The 25654-nt window shown below is 60.4% G+C and carries 18 protein-coding genes; 15 read left to right on the top strand and 3 right to left on the bottom strand.

Annotation, left to right across the window (positions count from 1 at the left end; translation table 11 throughout):
* Positions 1 to 43: 43 nt before the first annotated feature.
* Positions 44 to 2389: a bifunctional acylase PvdQ gene (gene pvdQ / locus HU727_RS04620; RefSeq protein WP_186528488.1), complete on the bottom strand. Its 2346-nt coding sequence runs from the start codon at positions 2387 to 2389 to the stop codon at positions 44 to 46.
* 244 nt (positions 2390 to 2633) lie between these two features.
* Here pvdQ and HU727_RS04615 point away from each other — a divergent pair, with 244 nt between their 5' ends.
* Positions 2634 to 3011, top strand: coding sequence for a fe2+ zn2+ uptake regulation protein (locus HU727_RS04615; protein ID WP_186528487.1), 378 nt, complete (start codon positions 2634 to 2636; stop codon positions 3009 to 3011).
* An 18-nt stretch (positions 3012 to 3029) separates the two neighbouring features.
* Here the strand turns inward: HU727_RS04615 and HU727_RS04610 are convergent, their stop codons facing one another.
* Positions 3030 to 3218: a hypothetical protein gene (locus tag HU727_RS04610; protein ID WP_186528486.1), complete on the bottom strand. Its 189-nt coding sequence runs from the start codon at positions 3216 to 3218 to the stop codon at positions 3030 to 3032.
* A 355-nt stretch (positions 3219 to 3573) separates the two neighbouring features.
* Between HU727_RS04610 and HU727_RS04605 the strand changes: the two genes are divergently transcribed.
* Genes HU727_RS04605 through HU727_RS04585 form a run of 5 tightly spaced genes read left to right on the top strand, consistent with a single transcriptional unit; the run spans position 3574 to position 10631 of the window.
* Positions 3574 to 4821: an MFS transporter gene (locus HU727_RS04605; protein WP_186528485.1), complete on the top strand. Its 1248-nt coding sequence runs from the start codon at positions 3574 to 3576 to the stop codon at positions 4819 to 4821.
* Between the two features lie 9 nt (positions 4822 to 4830).
* Positions 4831 to 5961, top strand: coding sequence for a LuxE/PaaK family acyltransferase (locus tag HU727_RS04600; protein WP_186528484.1), 1131 nt, complete (start codon positions 4831 to 4833; stop codon positions 5959 to 5961).
* A 1-nt stretch (position 5962) separates the two neighbouring features.
* Positions 5963 to 8365: an acyl-CoA reductase gene (locus HU727_RS04595; protein WP_186528483.1), complete on the top strand. Its 2403-nt coding sequence runs from the start codon at positions 5963 to 5965 to the stop codon at positions 8363 to 8365.
* A gap of 44 nt (positions 8366 to 8409) precedes the next feature.
* Positions 8410 to 9687, top strand: a complete 1278-nt coding sequence (locus HU727_RS04590) for a phenylacetate--CoA ligase family protein (protein WP_186528482.1) — start codon at positions 8410 to 8412, stop codon at positions 9685 to 9687.
* A gap of 8 nt (positions 9688 to 9695) precedes the next feature.
* Positions 9696 to 10631, top strand: a complete 936-nt coding sequence (locus tag HU727_RS04585; protein ID WP_186528481.1) for a GNAT family N-acetyltransferase — start codon at positions 9696 to 9698, stop codon at positions 10629 to 10631.
* A 59-nt stretch (positions 10632 to 10690) separates the two neighbouring features.
* Here HU727_RS04585 and HU727_RS04580 read toward each other — a convergent pair whose 3' ends face one another.
* Positions 10691 to 11218: a hypothetical protein gene (locus tag HU727_RS04580; RefSeq protein ID WP_186528480.1), complete on the bottom strand. Its 528-nt coding sequence runs from the start codon at positions 11216 to 11218 to the stop codon at positions 10691 to 10693.
* A gap of 366 nt (positions 11219 to 11584) precedes the next feature.
* On the opposite strand from HU727_RS04580, the gene HU727_RS04575 reads away from it, so the two are divergent.
* The 9 genes from HU727_RS04575 (at position 11585) to HU727_RS04535 (ending at position 25627) form a co-directional block, all read left to right on the top strand.
* On the top strand, positions 11585 to 13576 hold the full coding sequence (locus HU727_RS04575; RefSeq protein WP_186528479.1) for a methyl-accepting chemotaxis protein: 1992 nt from the start codon (positions 11585 to 11587) through the stop codon (positions 13574 to 13576).
* A gap of 237 nt (positions 13577 to 13813) precedes the next feature.
* A complete protein-coding gene (locus HU727_RS04570) occupies positions 13814 to 14260 on the top strand; it encodes a DUF411 domain-containing protein (protein WP_186528478.1) in 447 nt (148 codons plus the stop codon).
* The gene (locus HU727_RS04565; protein WP_186528477.1) at positions 14260 to 14694 is read left to right on the top strand and encodes a YqaA family protein; all 435 of its coding nucleotides are present in this window, start codon (positions 14260 to 14262) and stop codon (positions 14692 to 14694) included. Before HU727_RS04570 ends, HU727_RS04565 begins: the two co-directional genes overlap by 1 nt.
* Positions 14695 to 14780: 86 nt before the next feature.
* On the top strand, positions 14781 to 15827 hold the full coding sequence (locus tag HU727_RS04560) for an alpha/beta fold hydrolase (protein ID WP_186528476.1): 1047 nt from the start codon (positions 14781 to 14783) through the stop codon (positions 15825 to 15827).
* A gap of 12 nt (positions 15828 to 15839) precedes the next feature.
* Entirely contained in the window at positions 15840 to 16793 is a 954-nt protein-coding gene (locus HU727_RS04555) for a D-2-hydroxyacid dehydrogenase family protein (protein ID WP_186528475.1), read from the top strand.
* Positions 16794 to 17380: 587 nt separating this feature from the next.
* Positions 17381 to 18967 carry a glycogen synthase GlgA gene (glgA, locus tag HU727_RS04550; RefSeq protein ID WP_186528474.1) on the top strand — a complete coding sequence of 529 codons (1587 nt, stop codon included), beginning with the start codon at positions 17381 to 17383 and terminating at the stop codon, positions 18965 to 18967.
* A gap of 17 nt (positions 18968 to 18984) precedes the next feature.
* Positions 18985 to 20787, top strand: coding sequence for a malto-oligosyltrehalose trehalohydrolase (gene treZ / locus HU727_RS04545; protein WP_186528473.1), 1803 nt, complete (start codon positions 18985 to 18987; stop codon positions 20785 to 20787).
* Entirely contained in the window at positions 20784 to 22862 is a 2079-nt protein-coding gene (gene malQ / locus HU727_RS04540; protein ID WP_186528472.1) for a 4-alpha-glucanotransferase, read from the top strand. Before treZ ends, malQ begins: the two co-directional genes overlap by 4 nt.
* Entirely contained in the window at positions 22859 to 25627 is a 2769-nt protein-coding gene (locus HU727_RS04535; protein ID WP_186528471.1) for a malto-oligosyltrehalose synthase, read from the top strand. Before malQ ends, HU727_RS04535 begins: the two co-directional genes overlap by 4 nt.
* Positions 25628 to 25654 lie beyond the last annotated feature (27 nt).

The raw sequence follows: 25654 nt of genomic DNA, 5'->3' as shown, positions 1-25654 counted from the left end.
TCCCTTGTGGGAGGCGGCCTTCTTTTTTCTGCTCGCGGCGGTATTAGTGCGCTGCCACCTTCCCTGTCTGATCCTGCGCCTGCCGGATGCTCTGCACCTGATAGTGCGGATCCGCCTGGATCTGTTGTTCGGTGAACGGCAACACGCTCCACCGTTTTTTGGAAAACGCCTCGGTCTGATCGCGCGAATATTTCGAAGCCGGATCGCTGGATAATGAAAACGCCAGCAACCCCTGAGCGTGCGGCCCTTTGTCGTCAAAGCTCACCACTTGCAAATAGCTGGTGCCACTGACCACCTCAAGTTTTCCGTCATCCCGGGGCACGCTTTGCATCGCGTTGTAAATGCCCAGCGTGCCCGGCCCGCCGTGAATCGGCGTTTGCTGCCCGCCACTGCTGACCACCTGGATATCACCCCAGCGCATGCCCGGCTTCAGGCCCATTTTGCCGGTCAGTTCGACCGAGGCGAGCATGGCTTCACGCAGCGCCCTGGCAACAGCTGGCTGCTCGACCGCCAGGCCACGCGGGGTGTTTTGCGCGTCGGCCGGGTTGAACGCGACACGCCAGATGTCCGGTGATTCGAGCAGTGCTTGCATGATGTTCTGGAAGTGCACCAGACCGATTCCGGAATCCAGATTGGCGCGGCCATCCCAATCCTTGAGGCTCGCGCAGACAGGTTCAATTGTCGCCGCATCTCCACCCAGGCCGGAGGCACAGAATTTCAGCAGATCGGGCATGACCTGAGTCGCCAGATAGACCTGATCGTCCATGACCATGTGCTGCAGATCCTTAACCGCCAGCGGCCCTTTTTTGGCCAGGTCACCCAGACGATCCAGCGCGAATCGCGAACGCAAGCCCAGCGGCTGGCCATCCTGACTGATTAGCGGTGAATAACCGGTGAGCGGTTGCGCCGGGTTGGCCAGCCACGCGGAATCGTTGGAGTGCTGAACGAAGTCCTTGCGCAGCAATTGCGGTAACTGGCTGGAAGCAAAAATGCCCTTCTGTGCCGCTTGCGGATCGATATCCCAGGCACAGTCGCTGCTGGAACCGTCGAGCACAATCATCCGCAGGCCGAGCCGTGGATCGCTGCATTTGGCCAGTTTCGCCGCGCTTACGTTCGGCACCACTGACAGGTTCATGTACAGCGTCTGGCCTTTGTCATCCACCGCAAGCGTGTTGACCCACGGAATACCCTGAATCTTGTGCACCGCATCTTGCAGATCCTTGAGACTGCTGGCCCGGTTCATCGCATACCACTGATTGAGCACGCGATCGTTGTCTAGGTTGGCGTCGCGCAAGCTGTACGCGTATTGCGTGTCCCAGTCGAGCTTGCCCGGCCATTGCACGATCGGCCCGAACTGCGAGCTATAGATGTCTCGCGACACCGCTGCGACCTGGCCGTCAGCCTGTTTGACCTGCACGGTGACCGTCTGCTTGTTCATGGGCAGTGACTTGCCGTCGAGCAGGTAACGGGTCGGATCCTTCGGATCGAGTTGCAGGCGGTACAGCGTGAAGTGTTTCGACGAGTCGACCGTATGGGTCCACGCCAGATGCTGGTTGAAACCGATGTTGATCATCGGCAAGCCCGGCAACGCGGCGCCCATGACATCGAGCTTGCCGGGGATGGTCAGGTGCATCTGGTAGAAACGCATGCCGCCGACCCAGGGAAAATGCGGATTGGCCAGCAACATGCCTCGGCCGTTGAACGAGCGCTCGCTACCGACCGCCACGGCATTACTGCCGCGATCCAGAGCGAAACGCTGTTGACGTGCTTCGGCCAACTGGTAAGCCCGCACATTGTGCTCAACCTGCGCCGTGGCTTGAGGAGGTGTTGCGCCAGCAAGGGCTTCGGCGAACTGACCCACGCCGCCTTCAGCCAGCAGGCGCCGCGTCAGCTTGACCAGATCCTCGGCGCGGATATCGCGCACCCATTCGCCCTGGCATTGCTGGGGCAGGCCTTGTTGACGGCGTTCGGCCAGGTAGCGGTTGTAACCGGCGGCATAACCCTCGACCAGATCGCGCACTGGAGCCGGCTGCGCCTGCCAGAAGGTGCTGACTGCCGCCGGGGTGTTAAGCCAGGTAAAGAAGACGTCGCTGACACGGTTTTCCCGCTGTTCGACAGTCAATGCTTCTGGACCGAAATAACGTGAGCGCTCCCCGCTGACGGTCACGATCTCGTTGGCCAGCAGACACAGATTGTCCTGGGCGTAGGCGTAACCAATGCCGAAACCCAGGCCTCGCTCGTTTTCTGCACGAATGTGCGGCACGCCAAAACTGGTGCGGCGAATGTCAGCGCGGGTGTCCGCAGTCGGACTTAGTGCATGGGCCGACAGGCTCAGTCCGAATAAGGTACCGGCAAGGGCCAGTCCGGTGAGTTGCCTGGAAATAATCACGCTCGCTCCTGATCCAAAGGTCGATTACCCATGCGTCCACGCGCAATGAGCCTGTCGAGGAAACGAAGCAGAAGCAAAAAAAATTAGCGCGCCAGGCAGCGAGCCACAGCCGTCATCACATGGGCGCGACGAATTGGCGACGAAATTTCTACATCTTTTCTTTCATGATTTGTTGAGCTGAAACGTCTTGTTTAGAGAGTGCAGCAAAACCCACCCCGATCTGGCTCTGAAAAGGAGTAATCGCATGTACAACCCGCAACTACCAACGGACGGTAGCCAGGCGAAACACGGCGCTTCCATGAACACGCACACAGGTGACTTCACACCGCGCGGCGAACGCCCCGGAAACGAGCGTATTCGGGTTCTACTCAAGAGTTTCGGCCTGCGCACCAGCCTGATTCGCCTGAAAGTCATCGACGCCCTGCTGGTGGCGGCACAGAGCAATCGTCGACTGGGCGTGCGCGGTGTCCATAGCCAGTTGCTCGACCTGGATGTGCCGTTATCCTTTCTCAGCGTCCGTGAAGTGCTTAAACGCTTGTGCGCCGAAGGCGTGATCACCTTCAACGCCGACAAGAGTTACAGCCTGCACCCACAGGCTGCCGCCGTCCTCAATAACGAATGAGGCCTGTCGCAGCCGCCGTCAGGTCTTGACCTTGCGGCGCATCACGCCGTTGATGACTACCACAACCACTGCCACACCGATGGCGACGTACTGGAACGTCTTCTCGGTGATCATGCCGGCGTTTTGCAGCCAGGACAGACCAAGCATGATCGCCAGTACGGACAGGGCGATCAGAATCGAATAAATCAAGCGTTGCTTCTGGGTCATTGCGGTTTCCTGAAACGTTGAAATGTATCCGTGCGTATCCGCTTGCATGCCATACGCTTACCGGTTGTCGCGATGCGCCGCTGCGAACAGGGTCTCATCTTACAGGCGCTGGAGCGTTTTGGCTCCAAGGTGGCCAAGCATCTGGCGCAGCCTGCCCACTGCAAACAATGCCCGCGCTATCGCAGGCATTTTTGATTCTTGCGCATTCGCGGCCAGGTAAACACGTTTAGCGCTCCGCTCATTCTTTAAACATCTCGAAAGTTCTTGAAATCTGCTGACGCATCAAACGGATAAGTCCGCCGCGTTTATACGCCTAGGCTCCGCGCACCTCCTACAGCCGATAAACAGGGATTTTGTGCAGAGAACACTCATAAACATCGACCGCCGACAGGTAGCAGGCTTTTGCCTGGCGCTCACCGCTTTCGAACTCCTCACCTACATGGCCAGCGACGTGATCATGCCGGCAATGCTGGATGTCACGACCGAACTCCGGGCAGACGTGCGGCATGTTCCCAATGCGTTCAATCTTTATCTGTTGGGTGGCGTCTGCCTGCAATGGTTGCTCGGGCCGTTGTCCGATCAATACGGGCGTCGGCCGCTGTTACTGGTTGGCAGCGCCTTGTTTGGCGTGTCCTGCATGGCGGCGTTTTTTACCGACAGCATTGAAGCTTTCAACCTGCTACGCCTGCTGCAAGGCATGGGCCTGGGGTTTGTCGTCGCGGTCAGCTACCCGGCATTGCAGGAGGTGTTCTGCGAAGCCGACGCCGTCAGGCTGATGGCGCTGCTGGGTAATGTTGCCTTGTTGTCGCCGCTTCTCGGGCCGCTGCTTGGCATTCTGCTGCTGGAATGGCTGAGCTGGCGACAGATCTTTCTGGCGCTCGGCTGCGCTGCCGGGCTGGTCTGGGTCGGCCTGTTTCTATGGATGCCGGAAACCGTGGGTGTGGAGCGCCGCGACGGTCATCGAAACGCGCGGGTGCCCTTCTCCTGGCGCTTCACTTTTCAGCGCTATGGCGCGCTGTTGGGTAATCCGCGTTTCCTCTGTGCCAGTCTGGCATTGGGCCTGATGAGCCTGCCGCTGATCGCCTGGATCGGTCTGGCGCCGCTGCTGCTGGTCCGGGTTCTGGAGCTGACGCCGCTGGAATATGGCCTGTGGCAGATCCCGGTGTTCTCGGCTGTCATCGCCGGCAATCTGATGCTCGACCGGTTACTGCAGACCCATTCGTTGCCGCAATTGGTTCAACTGGCGCTCTGGCCGTTCTGCCTGGGTCTGCTGCTGTTGGCGGCGTGCGCAGTGCTCGGTGCGGGACTCGCTCCGGTGGTGGCGAGCCTGTCGGTGTACGCCGTCGGGCTGGGCATGAGCAACGCGGCAGTGTATCGCCTGGCGCTGTTTTCCACGGAGGACAGCAAAGGCCTGGTCTCGGCGCTGACCGGCATGATCTCGATTGCGGTCATGGGCCTCGGCGGTTCGCTGATCGCAGCCATCGGTGGCGGCACCCGTCTTGAATACTTTTCCCTCTGGGCGGCACTCGGCGGGCTGATGTGCCTGCCTTTGATGTACCGGCTCTTGCAAACCACCACACCTGACGTGGCCTCGCCTCAATAAGGAACATCAATGAATCATCTCCCTTTTGCCGACGCGCTCTGCGCGTTGACGGAACCCTATTGCAGGGATTCCGCTGCGGCCGGTCTTTTTGATCAGGCGATGGCTGAAATCAGCCGGTTTCACTGCAATCACACGCCCGGTTACGCACATTGGCTGAATGCTCATGGACTCAAACCTCAGGACCTTGACGGCCTGGAGGACTGGTCGAGTCTGCCGCCGATCTTCGCCAGTTTCTTCAAGCAGCAGCTGCTGCTCAGCAGCACTGGCGCAGACGCCCTGGAGCTGACATCGTCTGGCACCAGCGGGCAGAAAAGCCGGATGCGTTATGACGAACGCAGCCTGGCGCGGGCGCAATTCATGGTCGCGCAGATCTTCCGCCATTACGGCTGGGACACTCCCGAGACGCCCTGCAACTACCTGCTGCTCAGCTATGAGCCCGAGGGGCGCGTTACGCTCGGCACCTCGTTCACCGACCAGTTTCTCTGCCAGTTTGCCCCCGTCAATCGCCTGGTTTACGCCTTGCGCAATACCGGTAACGGCCATCAATTCGATGTATTCGGCGTCATCGCCGCGTTGCAGTCGTTCGCTGAAGAAGGCCTGCCGGTGAGGATTTTCGGCTTCCCGGCATTTCTCTGGCAGACCCTGCAACGCATGCAGCACACCGGTGAACAGGATTTGCAATTGCCGGCGGGTTCATTGGCGTTTTTCGGCGGAGGCTGGAAAACACAGGCCGCGCAGGAAATTCCCAAAGAACAGCTATACGCCCATATCCATCGGCAACTGGGCATCGAACCCGCCCGCTGCCGCGACGGTTACGGCGCGGTCGAGCATGCCGTGCCTTACATCGAGTGCGCTCGCCACCATTTCCACGTGCCGGTGTACTCACGGGTGCTGATCCGCGACCCGATGGATTTTTCCCTGCTGCCCTATGGCCAACAGGGCCTGCTCGGGTTCGTCTCGCCTTATATCTCCTCCAGCCCCGCCCATGCTGTGGTCATGAGCGATCTGGCCACGCTGCACCCCGGCACAAGTTGCGGTTGCGGATTAACCACCGACTGGTTCGAACTGAATGGCCGCGCTGGCACCACGGGGGGCCGAAGCTGTGCGATGGCCGCCGCCGAACTACTGGGAAGTCACTGATATGTATTTGATCAACGGACAACTGCACGACACATACGGCCTGGACGAAGCACTGCAACAACTGCAACGGGAGTTGCCGCAGCACCTGACAACGGCACTCGACAGCGGCATGGTCATCCAGGCTACCGCGCGCTTCGCCGAGCGTTTGCGTAAGGCGCAAGCGGATCTGCCCCTGGACAGCGAACAGCGGCAGGCCTTGATCGATTTTTGCCAGCCCGAAGCCTTGGCGTACAAGTGCCAGCGCGAATTAGGCGCAGAGGCTGATTCGCTACAGCGCATCGATTATCGCCAGCCGCGCTTCGAATCCTGGCGCCCACTCGGACTCGTGGTGCACGTAACCCCCGCCAACGCGCCGCTCCTGGCCTTCTGCGCGGTGGTCGAAAGCCTGCTCGCCCGCAACGTCAACTGGCTGCGTCCCAGCCGCAGCGATCAAGGGCTGACGGCACGTCTGCTGTGCGCGCTGGTCGCGTGTGACCCGAGCGGGAAACTGGCCGGGTATGTAGCGGTTATACCCGCCGGCACCGAGCAGATCGGGCAATTATGCAAACACGCCAACGGTGTTGCGGCGTGGGGTGGCGAAGCGGCCCTCCAGGCGATTCGGCAGCAGTTGGCACCGGGTTGCCGCTGGATTGATTGGGGGCATCGCATCAGCTTCGTGTATCTGTCTGCCGAAGCTGCCACGCCCGAGGCGCTCGATGCCGTGGCCGATGAAGTATGCCGCCTGGATCAACAAGCCTGTTCCAGCCCGCAATGGCTAATGGTGGACAGCGATGATCCGCAGGTTTTACGCGCGATCGGTGAACAGCTGGCGCAGGCCTTCGAACGTCGCAGCGCCAATTGGCCCGCCCTGGTGCCGACCTCGCAGGAAGCCTCGCAAATCACTACCCACACGCAGATGGCGCGTCTGGCGCAAAGCTTTGCCGGACAAACCGGCCAGGTCTGGAAAGGCCCAGGCTGGCGGGTGATCTGGACGCATGACCGCCAACTTGCGCCCTCGCCGCTGTTTCGCAGCGTATTGCTGCATCCCGTACCGCAGTCGCTGTTGACGGCCACACTGCTGCCATGGCGCAACGTGTTGCAAAGCTGCGCGCTGATGTGCGAGCAATCGCGCATTGTCGAGCTGACACAGACGCTGCTTGCAGCCGGGGTTACGCGTATCGCGCCGATCAACAGTATTCATGACGGTTACGAGGGCGAGCCCCATGACGGGGTGTACGCATTGCAACGCCTGAGTCGCCGGGTGTCGGTGAGTCTGGCGAACACGCAGCTGGCGAATCAGGCCAATCTGAATCTCGTACCCTTACCAGCGAAGCCATGCGGTCCGATCATGGACAAGGAGGCTTTCATCGGCCAGCCCTTGAACGATCAGGCGCAGCTGTATTTCCGCTCCGGAGGCAGCAGCGGCACGCCGTCCCTGGCCGGTTACAGCTATCACGATTTCGAGCGCCAGATGCGCGCCACGGCTGACGGTCTGTTCGCCGCAGGCCTTGAGCCGGCGCGGGATCGGGTCATGAACCTGTTTTTCTGTGGCGGGCTGTACGGCGGGTTCCTCAGCTTCACCAAAGCGCTCGAACTGCTGGAGGTGACGCAACTGCCCATGGCCGCACCCACCGATGATGATTATCGGGAAATCGCCGGGTTGATCATCGATCAGCGAGTCAACGTGCTCGTGGGCATGCCCAGCACGCTGCACCGCCTGTTTCTCAACGAGCAGGATCGTTTGCGCGCTTACGGCGGTGTCGAAAAAGTCTTTCTCGGCGGCGAGCACGTGAGCGAGCAGAACCGTGAATTACTGCGCAGTTGTGGCGTGTCGACTATCCGCTCGGCGATCTACGGCAGTGTCGACGCCGGCCCTCTCGGCCATGCATGCAGGGTCTCGCAGGATGGCGTGTTCCATCTGATGAGTCAGATACAGCAACTGGAAATCGTCGCGTTCGATGAGGATGTGGCGATCGTCGACGATCAAGTGGGTCGGCTGTTGGTGACCTCGCTCGCTCGCGAAGGTGGCCAGCCGGTGCAACGTTATGAGATAGGCGACACGGGGCGCTGGCTGCCCGGCGTCTGCGCCTGCGGGCTCGCCACGCCACGCTTCGAATTGTTGCAGCGCCACGGCAAGTTGTTGCGCATCGGCACCGACTTTATCTCACTGAGCGAATTGGCCACGCGACTGCAAGTACCGTTTCAGTTACGCCTGGACCACGACGCCGAAGGCATCGAGCGTATGCAAGTGCACAGTGAACTTGCAGCCGACGCGGTCAGGGCACGGCTCGCCGATTATTTCACCCTGATGACTGTCATCGAGACCGGATTGCTGGTTTTGCAGATCGAGCAGCGCTCGCCCGTACAGTTCACGCAAAACAAACACAGCGGCAAGACGCCGATGCTCATTGACTCACGCCGCTAACTTTCCAGCGTGATGAATCAGTTTTATCCAAAAAAGAATACACCGTGAAAACAACCGACCTGATTAGTGAATTGATGAGTTTCGCCCGTCAGCATTCGCCCTATTATAAAAATTCCCTTGCTGATGTCCCGGAAGCAATAAACACATTGTGTGAACTGCCTTTGCTTGATTCTGCGGCGTTCTGGAACCACAGCGAGTCCCTTGATCAATGGCCGGTACTGACGGCCGGCGTTGAGCATGCCCTGGTGTTCAAAACCGGCGGTTCGACCGGTAACGGCAGGCTCTCCGTCTATACCCGTGCCGAATGGCAGCAGACGGTGGATAATTTCGGGCGCAGCCTGAGCGCGCAATTCAGCCCGGGAGACCGGGTCGCCAATCTGTTCTTCTCCGGCGACCTCTATGCCAGTTTTCTGTTTGTCCACGATTCGCTGGCCCACGTCACAACGGGTATTACCGAGTTTCCGTTCACCGGTGAAGTCGAACCGCCGGTGCTGGCCGATGCTATCGCCCAGTACCGGATCAATGTGCTGGCCGGCATACCTGCGCAATTATTGACCTTCGCCAGTTGGCTCGAGCAAAACGAACGCACGTTGCCCGCTGTCGATACGGTACTGTACGGCGGCGAAAGCCTGTTCGCCTCACAACGCCAACGCCTGGAGCGAGTGCTGCCCAACGCGCGTATTGCCTCCATGGGCTACGCCAGTGTCGACGCCGGATTCATCGGTGCGAGCGATCGTGACTGCGATGAGGGTGAACACCGCTCGCCTGACGGCCACGCGCTCCTGGAGATTATTGACGAGCACACCGGGGAGACGATCGAGGCCTGCGATCAAACCGGTCTGCTCGTGCTGACCAGCCCACATCGCCGCTTGATGCCGCTGATCCGCTATCCCGTGGGCGACCTGGCATGCTGGCGCGAGCCCGCAGGCACCGCGCGACGTAAATTTGCTTTAAAGGGACGCAGCGGAAACAGCCAACGGGTTCGGGTAGGAATCTTGTCGCTGATAACGAGTGAAATTGGCGAAAACGTACGCTGCATCACTGGCAGCGACGATTGGCAGCTGTTGATCGAGCAGGCCAACGGTGGGGATGTGCTGACGCTGAAATGGATGCCCGGCGAACGTGCGCCTACTACAGACCAGATCTGCCAAATGCTCCAGGTACGGCTGATCGAGTTGTACCCGCAAATATCGCAACTGCAGGCCGCCCGGTTACTGGAAATACGCATTCAGCGCTGCGGCTTCGCAGATCTGACGCGCCACCCGCGCGCTGGCAAAAGCCTGCGGATCGTCGATCTGCGTCGCTATGACCAACATGAGTGAGGTGCCAGATGGAATCGATGATTCTGCGCAACTACCGTGACAGCGACGCCGGCGCGATCAGTGAACTGTTTCGCGAGGTCTACGGTGACCAATACGCCCAGACCGAGGTCTATCTGCCGTGCCTGATCAGTCAGAAACATGCGCAGAAACGCTGGCACTCTCTGGTCGCGGTGCAAGGCGAAAAGATTCGTGGCCACGCCACCCTGTTCCGGCAGGCAACCAACGCCCAAGATGCCGAACTGGCCTTGAGCGTGGTTCATCCCGACACCCGTGGACAGCACATCGCCACGCGGCTGGGCGAGCAATTGCTCACTCACGCACAGGCGCTGGGTTGTCGCAGTGTTTCGATCAAACAGGTGACCCATCATCCTTACAGCCAACGCATGGCCAGCAGGCTCGGTTTCCATAACACCGGATTATTGCCGGACTATGTCCGCTCACCGTTCGGCTGCAAGACACCGGAGACGCTCGTGTTGGGGGTGCGCGCCATAGACGGCTATCAGCGACCACTGCCCGAGCAGACCTGGCCAGCCAGTTGCCATTCTTTCATGCAGCGGCTGTCGGAGATGTTCGGCGTCGCGAACAGCATGCCTCGCTGGCGCGGCGCGCCGGTTCAGCTTGAACAACACGGTAATCGACATGAAATGCTGTTGGAAAAACTCGACCCGCCACTGCTCAACGAGTTGAAAACGCTGCCCAGGCATTGGCTGATTTCGATCCGGTTGAACCTGTCCCGACATTTCGCGGCGGATCTGCACAGCCTCAACGACCTGGGCTTTGCATTCACGGGGCTGGCACCTGCGCTGGACAACCGTGGGGGATGGCTGGCGTTGTTCCATCGGGGCTGCCGCCCGCGCAAGCTGGCGTTACATTGCCCGCACATTCAGCAGTTGCATGATCAGGCTCAGCGGCAACTCGCTTTGGGCGCCCGGCCGGACGCTTGATCCTGCGCAACGCAGCAGCATAAGCCCGCTCAGGCGCGAGCGGGCGACGCCGACCTGGCTCAAGCCTTGGCTGTCATGCCTTTGTCGCTCGGTACTGCCGCGTTGCCTTCGCCGTAAGTCTTGAGATTCTGCAGGACGTAAATGGCTTTCTTGAATTCCGGGATCAGACTCTTGCCGTAGTAGTTGCCATTAAGGCTGTTGGTCTGGATCGCATCGAGTTGGGTCGCGAAATACTCCAGCGCATTGAACTTGGCATCCGGGTCTTTCTGCACGCCGAAACGGTCGAATTTGTCGCCGGCATTGAGCAGGGTGATCGAAGTGATTTCGGAAATCAGTCCACGCCCGCGCAGGAACTCACTGAGGTTGCCTAGCTGCTTGACGGAGACGTTGGCGGGGTCAAAGCCTTTGATCTGCTTGCGCAAACCCTGTTTGTCCATCTCGGCCACATTCAGCGCGTTCGGATCGTTACCGACCAGCGTCAGCATTTGCTGCACTTTGACGCTTTGCGAAACCTGTTTCTTGGCTCCGGTGTCCCGGACCATTACGCCGGCCTTGCTTTCCCAGGTACCTGTATATCCGATAGTCATGCGAGGACTCCTTGTGTAATGGGCATGAAATGTCCTTGTTCAACGGACTGAATGGGCGCAAGTATCAGCCGACCAAACTGATGGCACCAACACTTTTATGATCTTTTTTACAAAACACGTACATTCGCGCGCAAAGATTGAAGCCCGTAAACGTTGCACCAGAGCGGTCATCAAACTGTAACGAACAAGGCTTTCGAGCGCCGATCATGCGCATGTATCAATCCCGACACCTACCGACCATCGCTCTGCGTTTATTTCGGCACGCGAGTACCTAAAGCTTCCGGCCGCAGCGACGATACGCTGTGATACCCGTCCTGTTTCATTCGCCCCCTTCCAACAAAAAAAAGCCGCTCAAGGATCAGTTCCATGCCCGCACTGCGCACTATTCAGGCTCGCTACACGCTGTTTCTGGTTCTGTTTATCCTGTTGTTGTCAGTGCTGACAGTGGCCGGCATCAGCCAACTGGTTGCGCCAACCCTTCGCGACACCGAAGAAAAGGTCGTACTCAACCGCATCGCGGAAGTCGCCGTACACATTCAGGGCGAACTGAACAAAGTGCAGGCGCAACAACGCAGCATTACCCAGACCATCCCGTTGCTCGACAGCGCCGCCATCGACGCGGTGTTGCCCGGGCTGGTAGATCAATACGGCGAACTGAAAGTCTTTGGCGGCGGTATCTGGCCTCTACCGGGGCAGCGTGAAGCCGGGCGCAACAAGTTCAGCACCTTCTGGCACCGAGATGCCTCCGGCAACCTCAAGGTCAACACGTTCTGGAACAGCGACGCCGCACCCAACTACTACGATCAGAGCTGGCACAAGGGCGGCATGGCCACCCCGCGCGGCCAATGCGCCTGGGCCGCCGCCTACAAGGACGACGCCAGTGCCGAGCCACGCACCAACTGCGCCATGGCCATTTACAAGAACGGCAGTGCGTGGGGTGTCTCGACCATCGACGTCACTCTGGGTTTCTTCAATGACCTGGTGGCGCGCAAGGAAAAAGACCTCAATGCCGAGATGCTGATTGTCGAAGCCGACGGCAAGATCATCAGCAACAGCTCGCGCATCAGCGGCCCGATCGTGCTGAAGAACATCAGTGAGCTGGCCGCCAGCTCGACCTTCGTCAATCAGATCAAGGCAGGCCTGCAAAACCGCGATCAGGCGCAGCGCGTCGAGTTCGATAACAACGGTGAAGCCAGCACCTTCTTCATGCGCCCGATCGAAGGCACACCGTGGTTCCTCGCCACCGCCCTGCCGACCAAAATGCTGACCGCCCAGCGTGATGACGTGCTTAACAGCCTGAGCCTGATCCAGATTCCACTGGTGATCCTGCTGGTGCTGCTGCAGGTCTATGCGATCCGCAAACTGGTACAGCGTATGAAAGCCTTGAAGGCCAACATCGATTTGCTGTCCAGTGGCGACGCTGACCTGACCCGACGCATCACCATCCGCGCCGAAGACGAACTGGGTGCCATCGGCCATTCGGTCAACACCTTCATTGCTTATCTGCAGAACATGATCGGCGAAGTCACCCAGGCCACCGGCGCCATGGCGTCCAGTCTCGACAACCTGCAGCGCACTTCGGCGCACACCAGTCAGATTCTGCTGCGTCACGCCTCGGAAACCGACCAGACCGTTACCGCCATTACCGAGATGAGTTCGACCGCCGAAAGCGTCGCGCAGAACGCCGCTGAAACGGCCGCGTTCACCCAGCGTGCCAACGAAAACGCTGATCGCTCCCGCGTCGTGGTCGGTGAAGCGACCAACAGCGTGGTCGCCTTGATCGATGAAGTGGCCAGCGCCACGCACAAAGTTGAAAACATGCAGCAGGACGCCCAGCGCATCACCGAAATCCTCGGTGTGATCGGCGCGATTGCCGGCCAGACCAACCTGCTTGCCCTCAACGCGGCGATTGAGGCCGCGCGTGCCGGTGAACAGGGACGCGGCTTTGCGGTGGTGGCGGATGAAGTCCGCGCTCTCGCCGCCCGCACGCAGGCAAGCACCTCGGAAATCAACGAAATGTTGACCCGCCTGACACAGGGCGTGAGTTCGTCGGTCAGTGCGATGGAAAACACCCAGGCCAGCTGCCAGTCCGCCGCCGACGCCACGGCCCGGGTCAATTCGGGGCTCGATGAAATGGCCGGCTCGGTGAGCCATATCAACAGCCTCAGCACGCAAATCGCTACCGCTGCCGAGCAGCAAAGCGCGGTGACCGAAGAAATCAACCGCAGCATGGTGCAGATCCGGCACATGGTTGATGAACTGGTGCAGAGCGGCCAGGCCAGCGAACTGAATACCCGCCAACTGCTGGATGCCAACAGCCGGGTGAGTGCGATCATGGGGCGGTTCAAGGTCAGCTGAGTGACGCGCGCCCACGGTGATTTCGGATATCGCATGAATCCCTGTGGGAGCGAGCCTGCTCGCGAAAGCGATTGTTCAGTTACCTTGATTTGCGTCTGATCCAGCGCATTCGCGAGCAGGCTCGCTCCCACAATGGTTCGGGTGTCTTGTAGCAACTGGAAACACTCAGTTGATGCCGGGGCGAAAAAACCGGTCAAAATACGTTCTTTTGACCGTCACCCGAGTCGAGAGCCCCTCATGCGAACCCACCTGCGTCTGCTCGCCCTGAGCGCCCTGTTTATCTCTTCCCTGGCACAGGCCGCCGATCCGCTTCCCATCGAAGTCCACCGCGACGCCAACTGCGGCTGCTGCAAAAAGTGGATCAGCCACCTCGAAGCCAACGGCTTCAAAGTGGAAGACCACGTCGAAACCGACATGAGCAGCTTCAAACAACAACACGGCGTGCCACCGCGCCTGGCCTCCTGCCACACGGCGCTCATCAACGGCAAGTTTGTCGAAGGTCACGTGCCCGCCGATCAGGTGCTGGCACTGAGCAAGCGTGATGATCTGCTGGGCGTTGCCGCGCCGGGCATGCCGATGGGTTCGCCAGGCATGGAAATGGACGGCATGAGTGACGCGTATCAAGTGATCGGCCTCAAGAAGGACGGCACTGATGTGGTCGTGGCGGATTACCCGGCGCATTGATGGGCGCGGCTTACTTCGGCCTGTTTTTTGCGGCATTCGGTGCGGCGACGCTGCTGCCGTTGCAGTCCGAGGCGCTTCTGGTCGGCCTGATTGCCAGCGGTCACTACTGGCTATGGGGATTGCTGGCGGTGGCGACACTGGGCAATGTGCTCGGCTCGCTGGTCAACTGGTGGCTGGGCCGTGGCATCGAGCGCTTTCAGGCCCGGCGCTGGTTCCCCGTCAGTCCCCGGCACATGGCCAAGGCACGCAAACACTACGAGCGTTACGGGCACTGGTCGCTGTTGCTCAGTTGGTTGCCCGTGATCGGCGATCCACTGACCTTGGTCGCCGGAGTGATGCGCGAGCCGCTCGCGCGTTTTTTATTAATCGTCACGCTGGCCAAGGGTGCGCGATACGGCGTGCTGGCCATGCTGACCCTGGGCTGGCTCGGTTGAACGATCAGCCCCTGTAGTTGCCCTTGTTTAACGCCGGCGTAATCCCGGCCTTTCAGAGTCGGTCAATTTACAAGGAGTCTGTGCTTATGTCCGTCACGCTTACCCGCTGGTTGCCCGGCCTTTTCCTCACTGCTGCCCTGCCAATGCTGGCGCAGGCTGCTGCTGAAACTGCCCCCGCCGAAGGACCTGCCTACGGCCCGGAGCTGCAAGGTTTTCAGTATCCCTACACGCTTAAACACTTCGCGTTTGAATCCCAGGGCCAGAAGCTGCAAATGGGATACATGGACGTCGCCGCCAATGGCAAGGCCAACGGCCGCACCGTCGTGCTGATGCACGGCAAGAACTTTTGCGCAGCGACCTGGGACAGTTCGATCAAGGCCCTGACCGACGCCGGTTACCGCGTCATTGCCCCGGATCAAATCGGTTTCTGCACCTCCAGCAAACCCGACCACTACCAATACAGCTTCCAGCAACTGGCCACCAACACTCAGCAATTGCTAAAGGCCCTGGGCATTCAGAAAGCCACCCTGCTCGGCCACTCCACCGGCGGCATGCTGGCCACGCGTTATGCGCTGCTGTTTCCCGAGCAGGTCGATCAGTTGGCAATGGTCAACCCGATCGGACTGGAAGACTGGAAAGCCCTCGGCGTGCCCTATCGCACCGTGGACCAGTGGTATGAGCGAGAGTTGAAGGTCACCGCCAAAGGCATTCGCGAGTACGAACGCACCACGTATTACGACGGTCGCTGGAAGCCCGAATTTGACCGCTGGGTCGATATGCTCGCCGGCCTGAGCAAAGGCCCGGGCAAGGTTCCGGTGGCGCGAAATTCGGCGCTGATCTACGACATGATCTTCACCCAGCCGGTGTATTACGAGTTCAAGGATTTGAAGATGCCGACCCTGCTGTTGATCGGCACGTCCGATACCACGGCAATCGGCAAAGACCTCGCGCCGCCGGAAGTGAAAGCGAAAATCGGCCGCTATGACGTGCTCGGCAAAGAGGTGGCCAAGCTGATTCCGCAATCGACGCTGGTGGAATTCCCGGGCATGGGCCACGCGCCGCAAATGGAAGAACCGGCAAAATTCCACCAGGCGCTGATCGGCTGGCTGGGCAAGACCCCTTCCGCTCCATGATGAGGTGAGGCGATGACGGTGCAGATTGCAGTGATCGATGACTGGCAGGACGTGGCCCGCAATGTGGTCGACTGGTCCGTGCTCGAGAGTATCGGTGAAGTAACGTTCGAGCACGATTACCCGGCCGACAACTCGACGCTGGCCGGACGCCTGGGCAAGTACCAGGTGATTTGCGTGATGCGTGAGCGCACGCGCTTCGACGCTGACCTGCTGCAGCGTTTGCCCAACCTCAAGTTGCTGGTCACTGGCGGCATGCGCAATGCCGCGCTGGACATGCCGGCCGCTGCGGCGCTGGGTATACCGGTTTGCGGCACCGACAGCTACAAACACGCCGCGCCTGAGTTGACCTGGGCGCTGATCATGGCGGCCACGCGAGACCTGGTGAAAGAAGCCAATGCCCTGCGTGTCGGCCAATGGCAGCAAGGGCTCGGCGGCGATCTGCACGGCAAGACGCTGGGCATTCTCGGCCTGGGCAGCATCGGCCAGCGCGTGGCGCAGTTCGGTCAGGTGTTCGGCATGCGCGTGATTGCCTGGAGCGAAAACCTTACCGCCGAACGAGCGGAACAGGTTGGCGTCACTTACGTCAGCAAACAGCAACTGTTCGAACAGGCCGACGTGCTGTCGGTGCATCTGGTGCTCAGCGAGCGCAGTCGCGGTCTGGTCGATGCGCAAGCGCTGGGCTGGATGAAACCGACTGCTTTGCTGGTCAACACCGCACGCGGGCCGATCGTCGATGAAGCGGCGCTGATCAAGGCATTGCAGAAAAAGCGCATCGCCGGGGCGGCACTGGACGTGTTCGAGAAGGAACCGCTGCCGGCGCTGCATCCGTTTCGCACGCTGGACAACGTCCTGGCAACGCCGCATGTGGGGTATGTCAGCCGGCAGAACTACGAACAGTTTTTCCGGCAGATGATCGAGGATATTCAGTCCTGGGCTGCCGGGGAGCCGGTGCGCCTGTTGAATTGAGGTTTCACCGATTGTTGTGTTGATGAGGGCGCCCCCTTCGCGAGCAGGCTCGCTCCCACCTTTGGAATGCACTCAAAGGTGGGAGCGAGCCTGCTCGCGAAAGGGCATCACCAACACCACCCTCCTAATGCCGCGCACCAAATCGGTGCAGCCACCCTATCCCCTAGCACAAAACCGTGACTGATCAGTCACCGTTCTGGCCCACTCCGAACGAAAAACATGCCCTTCGTCGGAGCGTTTGCCCTGAGAAACCTTCGCTCACATCCCGACACAACCGATTGTCGAACAATTTCCCCCTCTGACCCGACCCGCTCTAGGATCTGGCCTAGACTCATTTTCTGGTGGCAAAACCACTCAGTCACAACACAGAAAAAAAGTCGAAACTTTCTCTTCACGCCACAGGTCATCAGAACAACTGGGCGAAAGCGACTGGTGTAATCCTTGCAACGGCCTCACCACCCATTCTGCTTGCGCGTGTTGGGTTAGCGTTTGCTCGCCGATGCGTGGCGCATTTGCGCCCGGCCACAGGACTTGGCCATGAAATCGCTTGTTAGAGACAAGAATCAGATCACACACGGGAGATACATATGATCAGTGCGGCATTGGATATTCAGGGAGAGCGTGCTCACCAGTCGCTTGGAGAATCGAGCACCATCAGTGTTCCCGGCAGCCGACAGATCAACGTACCCGGCACAAAGACACTTGCTCCGGTAGCAAGTCAGAATCCGAACAAGAAAAAAGTGCTGTTCGTGACCTCGGAGATCGCTGACCTGGTCAAGACCGGCGGTCTGGGCGACGTTTCTGCTGCCCTGCCCCGGGCCATGGCCCACTTGCATGACGTGCGCGTGTTGATACCCGGTTACCCGCAAGTGGTGCACAGCGAAAACCCGATTCACATCATCGGCGAGCTCGGCGGTCATGCCGCGCTGCCACCGTGCAAGATTGGCCGCATGGACATGCCCGACGGCCTGGTGATCTACGTATTGATCTGCCCTGAACTCTACGAGCGTGAAGGCGGGCCTTACGGGGCCAACAACGGGCGTGACTGGCCGGACAACCATATTCGGTTCGCCCGCCTGGGGCTCGCCGCTGCCGACATCGCCGCCAACCTTGCGCAAATTCACTGGCGCCCGGATCTGGTGCACGCCCACGACTGGCCTGCCGGCCTCGCGCCCGCTTACATGCACTGGCGTGGACAGCGCACACCGACCCTGTTCACCATTCACAACCTCGCCTACCAAGGCGTAACCAGCCTCGGTTCCTGCCCCGAGCTGGGTATTCCCGCTCATGCGCTGCAACAGGAAGGCATGGAGTTCTACGGCAAAATGTCGTTCCTCAAGGCCGGCATGGCGTACTCCAGCCATATCACCACGGTCAGCGCCACCTACGCGCAGGAAATCACCACCCCGGATTTCGGCTGCGGTCTCGACGGTTTTCTCGCCGCCAAGACCCAGCAAGGCCTGCTCAGCGGGATTCCCAACGGCATCGATGAGAGCTGGGACTCAGCCACTGACCCGCACCTGTTTGCACCGTTCGCGATCGGTGACTGGGAAGGTAAAGCCATCAACGCCGCCCATGTCCGTGAACTGTTTGGTTTACACGATTCCACCGGCCCACTGTTCGCCGTGGTCTCGCGCCTGGTGTATCAGAAAGGTCTGGACCTGACCGAAGCAGTGTCGGAGTTCATCGTGCAGAACGGCGGCCAGATCGCAATCATCGGTCGGGGCGAACCGGAAGAAGAGCAAGCCATGCGCGAGCTCGCCCTGCGCTTCCCCGGCCAGATCGGAGTGCGCATCGGCTTCAACGAAACCGATGCCCGACGCATGTTCGCCGGCAGCGATTTCCTGCTGATGCCTTCGCGCTATGAGCCTTGCGGCTTGAGCCAGATGTACGCCCAGCGCTTCGGTTCGTTGCCGGTCGCCCGCAATACCGGCGGCCTGGCAGACACCATCGAAAACGGCGTCACCGGTTTTCTGTTCAATGAATCTTCCGTTGAAAGCTACCAGGAAGCCCTGAGCCGTGCGTTCAAGGTCTTCGCTTTCCCCGAACTGCTCAACGCGATGCGATGCCGGGCGATGGCGGCTCCGTTCAACTGGAGCAAAGCCGTTGAACCGTATGCCGAACTTTACGAACAACTGGTCGCCAAGGCCCTGGGTAAAGCCAGCCACAAATAACCAGGGAGGTAGAAAAAATGCCGTCAAGGACCCAAGAAACCTGGCCCCACGGCGCGATCATGCTGGATGCCGAGCACACGCAATTCGCGCTGTGGGCGCCCGACGCGTTTTACGTCAGTGTTGAGCTGGAAAATGGACAATCGGTGCCGATGCTCCACGAGGCAGATGGTTGGTTTGTCATCAAGACCCGCTGTCCGGCGGGAACCCGCTACCGCTACTGCATCGACGGGGAACTGGAGGTGCCGGACCCGGCCTCCAGGGCGCAGGACGGTGACATCGACCGTCACAGCGTGGTGGTTGATCCACACGCTTACTCATGGCGGCACACTGCCTGGAAAGGCCGACCCTGGAACGAAGCGGTCATTTACGAGTTGCACGTCGGTGCGCTCGGCGGGTTTGCCGAAGTGGAACAGCATCTGGCGCGACTGGTAGCGCTGGGCATCACCGCTATCGAACTGATGCCACTGGCGCAATTCCCCGGTGACCGAAACTGGGGCTATGACGGCGTACTGCCTTACGCGCCGCAAGCTTCCTACGGCACACCCGAACAACTCAAACACCTGATCGACACCGCTCACGGCCATGGTCTGGCGGTGATCCTCGACGTGGTTTACAACCACTTCGGCCCCGATGGCAATTATCTGCACCGCTACGCCAAAAGCTTTTTCCGCGAAGACAAACATACGCCCTGGGGTGCGGCGATCGATTTCCGTCGCCCCGAAGTGCGCGAGTTTTTCATCGAAAACGCTTTGATGTGGCTGCTGGAATATCGCTTCGACGGCCTGCGCCTGGATGCCGTGCACGCGATCGAGGATCCGGATTTCCTCAGCGATCTGGCCCAGCGTATCCGTCGACAGATTGATCCGACGCGCCACGTCTGGCTCAACGTGGAAAACGAGCTGAACCAGTCGAGCCTGCTGGAGAACGATTACGACGCACAGTGGAACGACGACGGCCACAACGCGCTGCATGTGCTGCTCACTGGCGAAACCGACGCTTATTACGCCGACTACGCGGCGCAACCCACCGAACAATTGGTGCGATGCCTGAGTCAGGGTTTTGTGTTTCAGGGCCACATCACCCGCCACGGCGAGCCACGCGGCGAACCGAGCGAACATCTGCCTTCCACCGCATTCGTGTTGTTCCTGCAGAACCACGACCAGATTGGCAACCGCGCCTTTGGCGAGCGTCTGCACCAGCTAGCCGATCCGCGCGCAGTCCAGGCAGCCACCGTGCTGTTATTGCTGTCGCCGATGATCCCGTTGATGTTCATGGGGGACGAGTATGCCGCCGAGCAGCCGTTCCTGTTTTTCACCAGCCACCACGGTGAACTGGCGGAACTGGTGCGTGAAGGCCGGCGCAATGAATTCGCCGCGTTCAGTGCGTTTACCGATCCGCACAAGCGCGAGCAGATTCCCGATCCCAACGCCGAAGAAACCTTTCGCGCCTCGCAGCCGCGACTGGTTGGCAGCGGCACGCCCTTGCAGCAGCAGACCCAGGACCTTTACCGCCAACTCCTGAAGTTGCGTCACGAGCACATCGTTCCGCATCTCTCGGGTACTCAAGCCCTTGGCGCGCAAATGCTGGGCTATGGCGCCGTCAGCGCACGCTGGCGACTGGGCGATGGCAGTGAGCTGCGAATTGACCTGAACCTCAGCAACACGCCAGTGGTCAACCCTGCACAGACCGATACCGAGTGGCTGTTCCAACAGCCTCCCGCAATTGAACTGTCGGACCCGAATCAACTGCCGGCGTACACCGCGCTCGTCAGCCTCACGGCCGCACCCCTTTTGCCCCCTCTGGATGGAGAGCGCCTATGAGCGATGCGCAACTTGAAATACTCGCCAGCCGAGCCGGCCTCGCCGTTGACTGGATCGACGCCAACGGGCGTCAGCAGAAAGTCGCTCCTGCCGTATTACGTAATGTCTTGATCGGACTTGGCCACCCGGCCAGCACCGCGCAAGAAATCGATGCCAGCCTGCTGGAACTGCAAGAAGTCCAGCAAGACCGACATTTGCCACCCTTGCTGACCAGCGACTTCGGCGTCGCGCTTGACCTGAGCCGCTATTTCGCCCCTGAAACGCCCTGTGAAGTCCACCTCGAAGACGGTTCGCGGATGGATCTCAAGCTCGACAACGAAGCGATGTTGCCCGGCATGATCCCGGTCGGCTACCAGCAGGTGCACATCGGCGATCAGTATTTCACCCTCGCGGTTGCGCCTGAGCGCTGCTTCAGCGTCGGCGATGCGGTCGACAGCCCGACGCCCCGTGCGTGGGGTTTGAGTGCGCAATTGTATGCGTTGCGCCGCCCCGGCGATGGCGGTTTCGGCGACACTCAGGCGTTGGAAGAATTGGTCCGGGTGGCCGGCGAGCGTGGCGCCGACGCGCTGGCGATCAGCCCGATGCACGCAATGTTCAGCGCCGACACCGGTCGCTACAGCCCTTATTCGCCGTCCAGCCGCTTGTTTCTCAACTCACTCTACGCGGCGCCGGGAAGCATCCTTGGCGAACGCGCGCTGCGTGACGCGATCGATGCCAGCGGTTTGTCCGGGCAATTTTCGCAACTCGAAGACCTGAAGCTGATCGATTGGCCCGCCGCCGCCGAAGCCAAGCAAAAACTCCTGCAAGCCTTGTACGACGGCTTCGTCGCCGGCGATCATCCGCTGCACCCGGACTTCGCCAGTTTCCGCCATACCGGCGGCGAAGCGCTGGAGAATCATTGCCGTTTCGAAGCCATCCAGGAAATGCGCGCCGCCCGTGGCGAAAGCCTCGATTGGCGCGAGTGGCCCGAGCATTGGCACGACCCGCGCGGCGCGGCGCTGGCAGCCTTCGCCGAGGAATATTCCGAGCGCATCGGCTATTTCGCCTTTTGCCAATGGCTGATTCATCGCTGCCTTGAGCGGGCACAAACCGCCGCGCGCAGCGCCGGGATGAGCATCGGCCTGATTGCAGACCTGGCTGTCGGTGCCGATGGCGCCGGCAGTCAGGCGTGGAGTTTTCAGGACGAGCTGCTGGCATCGCTGACCGTTGGCGCGCCGCCGGACATTCTCAACCGCACGGGTCAGGGCTGGGGCATTTCAGCATTCTCCCCGGAAGGTCTGATCCGCAACGGTTTCCGCGCCTTCATCGACATGCTGCGCGCCAACTTCGCCCATGCCGGCGGGCTGCGGATCGACCATGTGATGGGCCTGCAGCGTTTGTGGGTGATTCCCAACGGCGCGGCGCCCTCCGATGGTGCTTATCTGTATTACCCGTTTGACGACATGCTGCGCCTGCTGACGCTTGAGTCGCATCGGCACCAGGCCATCGTCCTCGGCGAAGACCTGGGCACGGTGCCGGAAGGCTTGCGCGAAAAACTCGCCGCGCGATCGATTCTGGGCATGCGCGTGCTGTTGTTCGAACAGGACAACACCCGCTTCAAACCGATTCTCGACTGGCCCGACGACGCCCTGGCCACCACCAGCACCCATGACCTGCCGACGCTCAACGGTTGGTGGCATGGGCGTGACATCGACTGGAACGCGCGCCTGGGGATGGTCGATGCCAACGGCGAAATCGAATGGCGCCGGCACCGCGAGCGCGAACGCGAAGGCCTGCGCGACGCCTTGCATCAGGACCCACAGAATTTCCGCGAAGAATCCCACGAAGCCGATCAAGTGGTCGATGCCAGCGTGCGATTCCTTGGTCATACCCGCGCGCCGCTGGTATTGCTGCCGCTGGAAGATGCGCTTGGCATTGATGAACAAGCCAACTTGCCCGGAACTACCGATACACATCCGAACTGGTCGCGACGCTTGCCCGGTCCCAGCGAAGCGCTGCTGGACGGCCCCGATGCCGCCCGCCGCCTGGAACTGCTGGCTTGCGCGCGCCTTCAAGCCACTGAGCGTGACCAATGAATCAACAGCTGATCCAGCCCTTGCGCGCCACTTTGCGCCTGCAATTTCATAAAGGTTTTACCCTCGAACAAGCGGTGCCACTGGTGCCGTACTTTGCCCGACTGGGCATCAGCCATATTTACGCCTCGCCCCTGCTGGCGGCGCGCGCCGGCTCCATGCACGGCTACGACGTGGTCGATCCAACCCAGGTCAACCCGGAACTCGGCGGCGAGCCCGCGCTGCGTCGTCTGGTCAGCACCCTGCGTGAACACAACATGGGCCTGATTCTCGACATCGTGTCCAACCACATGGCCGTGGGTGGCAACGACAACCCCTGGTGGCTCGACTTGCTGGAATGGGGGCGCCTTAGCCCTTATGGCGAGTTCTTCGACATTCAGTGGCACTCGCCGGATCCGTTGATGGAAGGCCAGTTGCTGTTGCCGTTTCTGGGCAGCGACTACGGCGTTGCGTTGCAGGAAGGCACGTTGAAGCTGCAGTTCAATGCACAGACCGCCAGCTTCTACGTTGAGCACTACGACCATCATTTCCCGATCTGCCCGAACGATTACGGCGAACTGCTCAAGGGCGACGAGACGTTGAAATCCCTGGCCGATCGTTTCAGCGCCCTGAGCTATCAGACCGACGCCCATTCGTTGGCCATGCCGCTCAAGCAAGAGCTGCAGCAACTGGCGAGCGACCCGCACGTTCTGGGGATTATCGAAAACAACCTCGCCCAATACGACTCGACCACCGAGGACGGCTTCCACAAACTCCACGAGTTGCTCGAACGCCAGAGCTATCGCCTCGCCAGTTGGCGCACGGCGGCGGACGACATCAACTGGCGGCGTTTCTTCGACATCAATGAACTGGGCGGCTTGCGCGTCGAACGTCCGGCTGTGTTCGAAGCGACCCACCGTAAAATCTTCGAGTTGATCGAACAAGGTCTGGTCGATGGCCTGCGCATCGACCACATTGACGGCCTCGCCGATCCGCGTGGTTACTGCCGAAAACTGCGCCGTCGTCTCGACCACCTGGCCCCGGGTCGTCATTTGCCCATCTATGTCGAAAAGATCCTCGGCGAAGGCGAAACCCTGCGCCGCGACTGGAGCGTGGACGGCACCACCGGTTACGAATTCATGAATCAGTTGTCGCTGCTGCAACACGATCCGGCTGGCGAACACGTGCTCGGCGAACTGTGGCAGCGCCGCGCTGAGCGCCCGGCAGCGTTCATGGAAGAGGCGCAACTGGCTCGTCAGCAAATCCTCAATGGCTCGCTGGCCAGTGATTTTGAAAGTGTCGCGCAAGCCCTGCTGCAGGTGGCGCGAGATGATTTGATGACCCGCGATCTGACGCTGGGCGCGATCCGTCGGGTGCTGCACGCGCTGATCGTGCACTTCCCGGTTTACCGCACTTACATTACTGCCTTGGGCCGTTCCGAACAGGACGAAGCGATTTTCCAGCATGCCATGGACGGTGCGCGGCAAACCCTCAGCGAAGGCGACTGGCCGGTGCTCGATTCGGTTGCCGGCTGGCTCGGCGGTACGCCATGGCGGCGCAAGCCTCGTGGCCGCTCGCGCAAGATCCTCAAGCATGCCTGCGTGCGTTTCCAGCAACTGACTTCGCCGGCAGCGGCCAAGGCCGTGGAAGACACCGCGCTGTATCGCTCGGCTGTGCTGCTGTCGCGCAATGACGTCGGTTACAACACCGAGCAATTCAGCGCGCCGCTCAGTGAGTTCCACGAAGCCAATCAGCAGCGAATGGCGCAGTTCCCCGACAACCTGCTGGCCACCGCCACCCATGACCACAAGCGCGGCGAAGATACGCGGGCGCGGCTCGCCGTGCTCAGCGAGCGCAGCCACTGGTATGCCGAGCAGATCGAACTGTGGCGCGCGCTCGCCCGCCCGGTGCGCAGCGACGAGCAAATGCCATCGACAGGTGACGAACTGATCCTTTATCAGGCCCTGCTCGGCAGCTGGCCGCTGGATTTGTTGGAGGACGACCGGGCCGGTTTTGCCGACTACGCCAAACGAATCTGGCAATGGCAGCAGAAAGCCCTGCGTGAAGCCAAACTGCAAAGCAGTTGGAGTGCACCGAACGAAGCTTATGAAAACGCCGCGCAAGCCTTCACCGAAAAACTGCTGACCGGCGAAGAAGGCGAATTGCTGCGCGCAGCCCTGATCAAGACCGTCTACAGCATCGCCCCCGCCGGCGCGCTCAATAGCCTGGCGCAAACCTTGCTGCGCATGACCGTGCCGGGCGTTCCGGATTTGTATCAAGGCAACGAGTTCTGGGATTTCAGCCTGGTCGATCCGGACAATCGTCGGCCAGTGGACTACGCGGCGCGCGAGCAGGCATTGCAAGCGTCCGTGGCGACCCGCGAACTGCTGGCGAACTGGCGTGACGGGCGCATCAAGCAGGCGCTGATCAGCGAGGTGTTGAACCTGCGCAAGGCGCACAGCGAACTGTTCCGTCATGGCAGCTATGAGCCGCTGGAGGTGCTGGGCAGTCAGGCGCACAACGTGCTGGCGTTTGCGCGTGAACACGAAGACCAACTGGCCATTGTGATCGTGCCGGTGCGTTGCGCAACCTTGCTGGAAAACAGTGCCAACCCTCAGGTCGATGCGCTGCGCTGGGGCGATACGCGGGTGGTATTACCGTCCGCCGCTTCGGACATAAACCTGAAGGGACTTTTTGCAAGCAGCGCAGTCACACACAACAGGCAGCTGAATGTCAGCGACGCGCTGGGGGATGTCCCGGTCAATCTCTTCATCCAACACTTGAAGTAAGTACACGTTCAGTTCAGGAGCATTGCG

The organism is Pseudomonas khorasanensis (assembly GCF_014268505.2).
Lineage (GTDB): Bacteria > Pseudomonadota > Gammaproteobacteria > Pseudomonadales > Pseudomonadaceae > Aquipseudomonas > Aquipseudomonas khorasanensis.
This window is presented reverse-complemented; position numbering and strand designations above follow the sequence as displayed.

Bases quoted from the DNA above. Each gene is read 5' to 3' on its own strand.
- HU727_RS04615 (WP_186528487.1), top strand. From the start codon at position 2,634: ATGTACAACCCGCAACTACCAACGGACGGTAGCCAGGCGAAACACGGC.
- HU727_RS04610 (WP_186528486.1), bottom strand. From the start codon at position 3,218: ATGACCCAGAAGCAACGCTTGATTTATTCGATTCTGATCGCCCTGTCC.
- HU727_RS04600 (WP_186528484.1), top strand. From the start codon at position 4,831: ATGAATCATCTCCCTTTTGCCGACGCGCTCTGCGCGTTGACGGAACCC.
- HU727_RS04595 (WP_186528483.1), top strand. From the start codon at position 5,963: ATGTATTTGATCAACGGACAACTGCACGACACATACGGCCTGGACGAA.
- HU727_RS04585 (WP_186528481.1), top strand. From the start codon at position 9,696: ATGGAATCGATGATTCTGCGCAACTACCGTGACAGCGACGCCGGCGCG.
- HU727_RS04580 (WP_186528480.1), bottom strand. From the start codon at position 11,218: ATGACTATCGGATATACAGGTACCTGGGAAAGCAAGGCCGGCGTAATG.
- HU727_RS04575 (WP_186528479.1), top strand. From the start codon at position 11,585: ATGCCCGCACTGCGCACTATTCAGGCTCGCTACACGCTGTTTCTGGTT.
- HU727_RS04570 (WP_186528478.1), top strand. From the start codon at position 13,814: ATGCGAACCCACCTGCGTCTGCTCGCCCTGAGCGCCCTGTTTATCTCT.
- HU727_RS04565 (WP_186528477.1), top strand. From the start codon at position 14,260: ATGGGCGCGGCTTACTTCGGCCTGTTTTTTGCGGCATTCGGTGCGGCG.
- HU727_RS04560 (WP_186528476.1), top strand. From the start codon at position 14,781: ATGTCCGTCACGCTTACCCGCTGGTTGCCCGGCCTTTTCCTCACTGCT.
- HU727_RS04555 (WP_186528475.1), top strand. From the start codon at position 15,840: ATGACGGTGCAGATTGCAGTGATCGATGACTGGCAGGACGTGGCCCGC.
- glgA (WP_186528474.1), top strand. From the start codon at position 17,381: ATGATCAGTGCGGCATTGGATATTCAGGGAGAGCGTGCTCACCAGTCG.
- treZ (WP_186528473.1), top strand. From the start codon at position 18,985: ATGCCGTCAAGGACCCAAGAAACCTGGCCCCACGGCGCGATCATGCTG.
- malQ (WP_186528472.1), top strand. From the start codon at position 20,784: ATGAGCGATGCGCAACTTGAAATACTCGCCAGCCGAGCCGGCCTCGCC.
- HU727_RS04535 (WP_186528471.1), top strand. From the start codon at position 22,859: ATGAATCAACAGCTGATCCAGCCCTTGCGCGCCACTTTGCGCCTGCAA.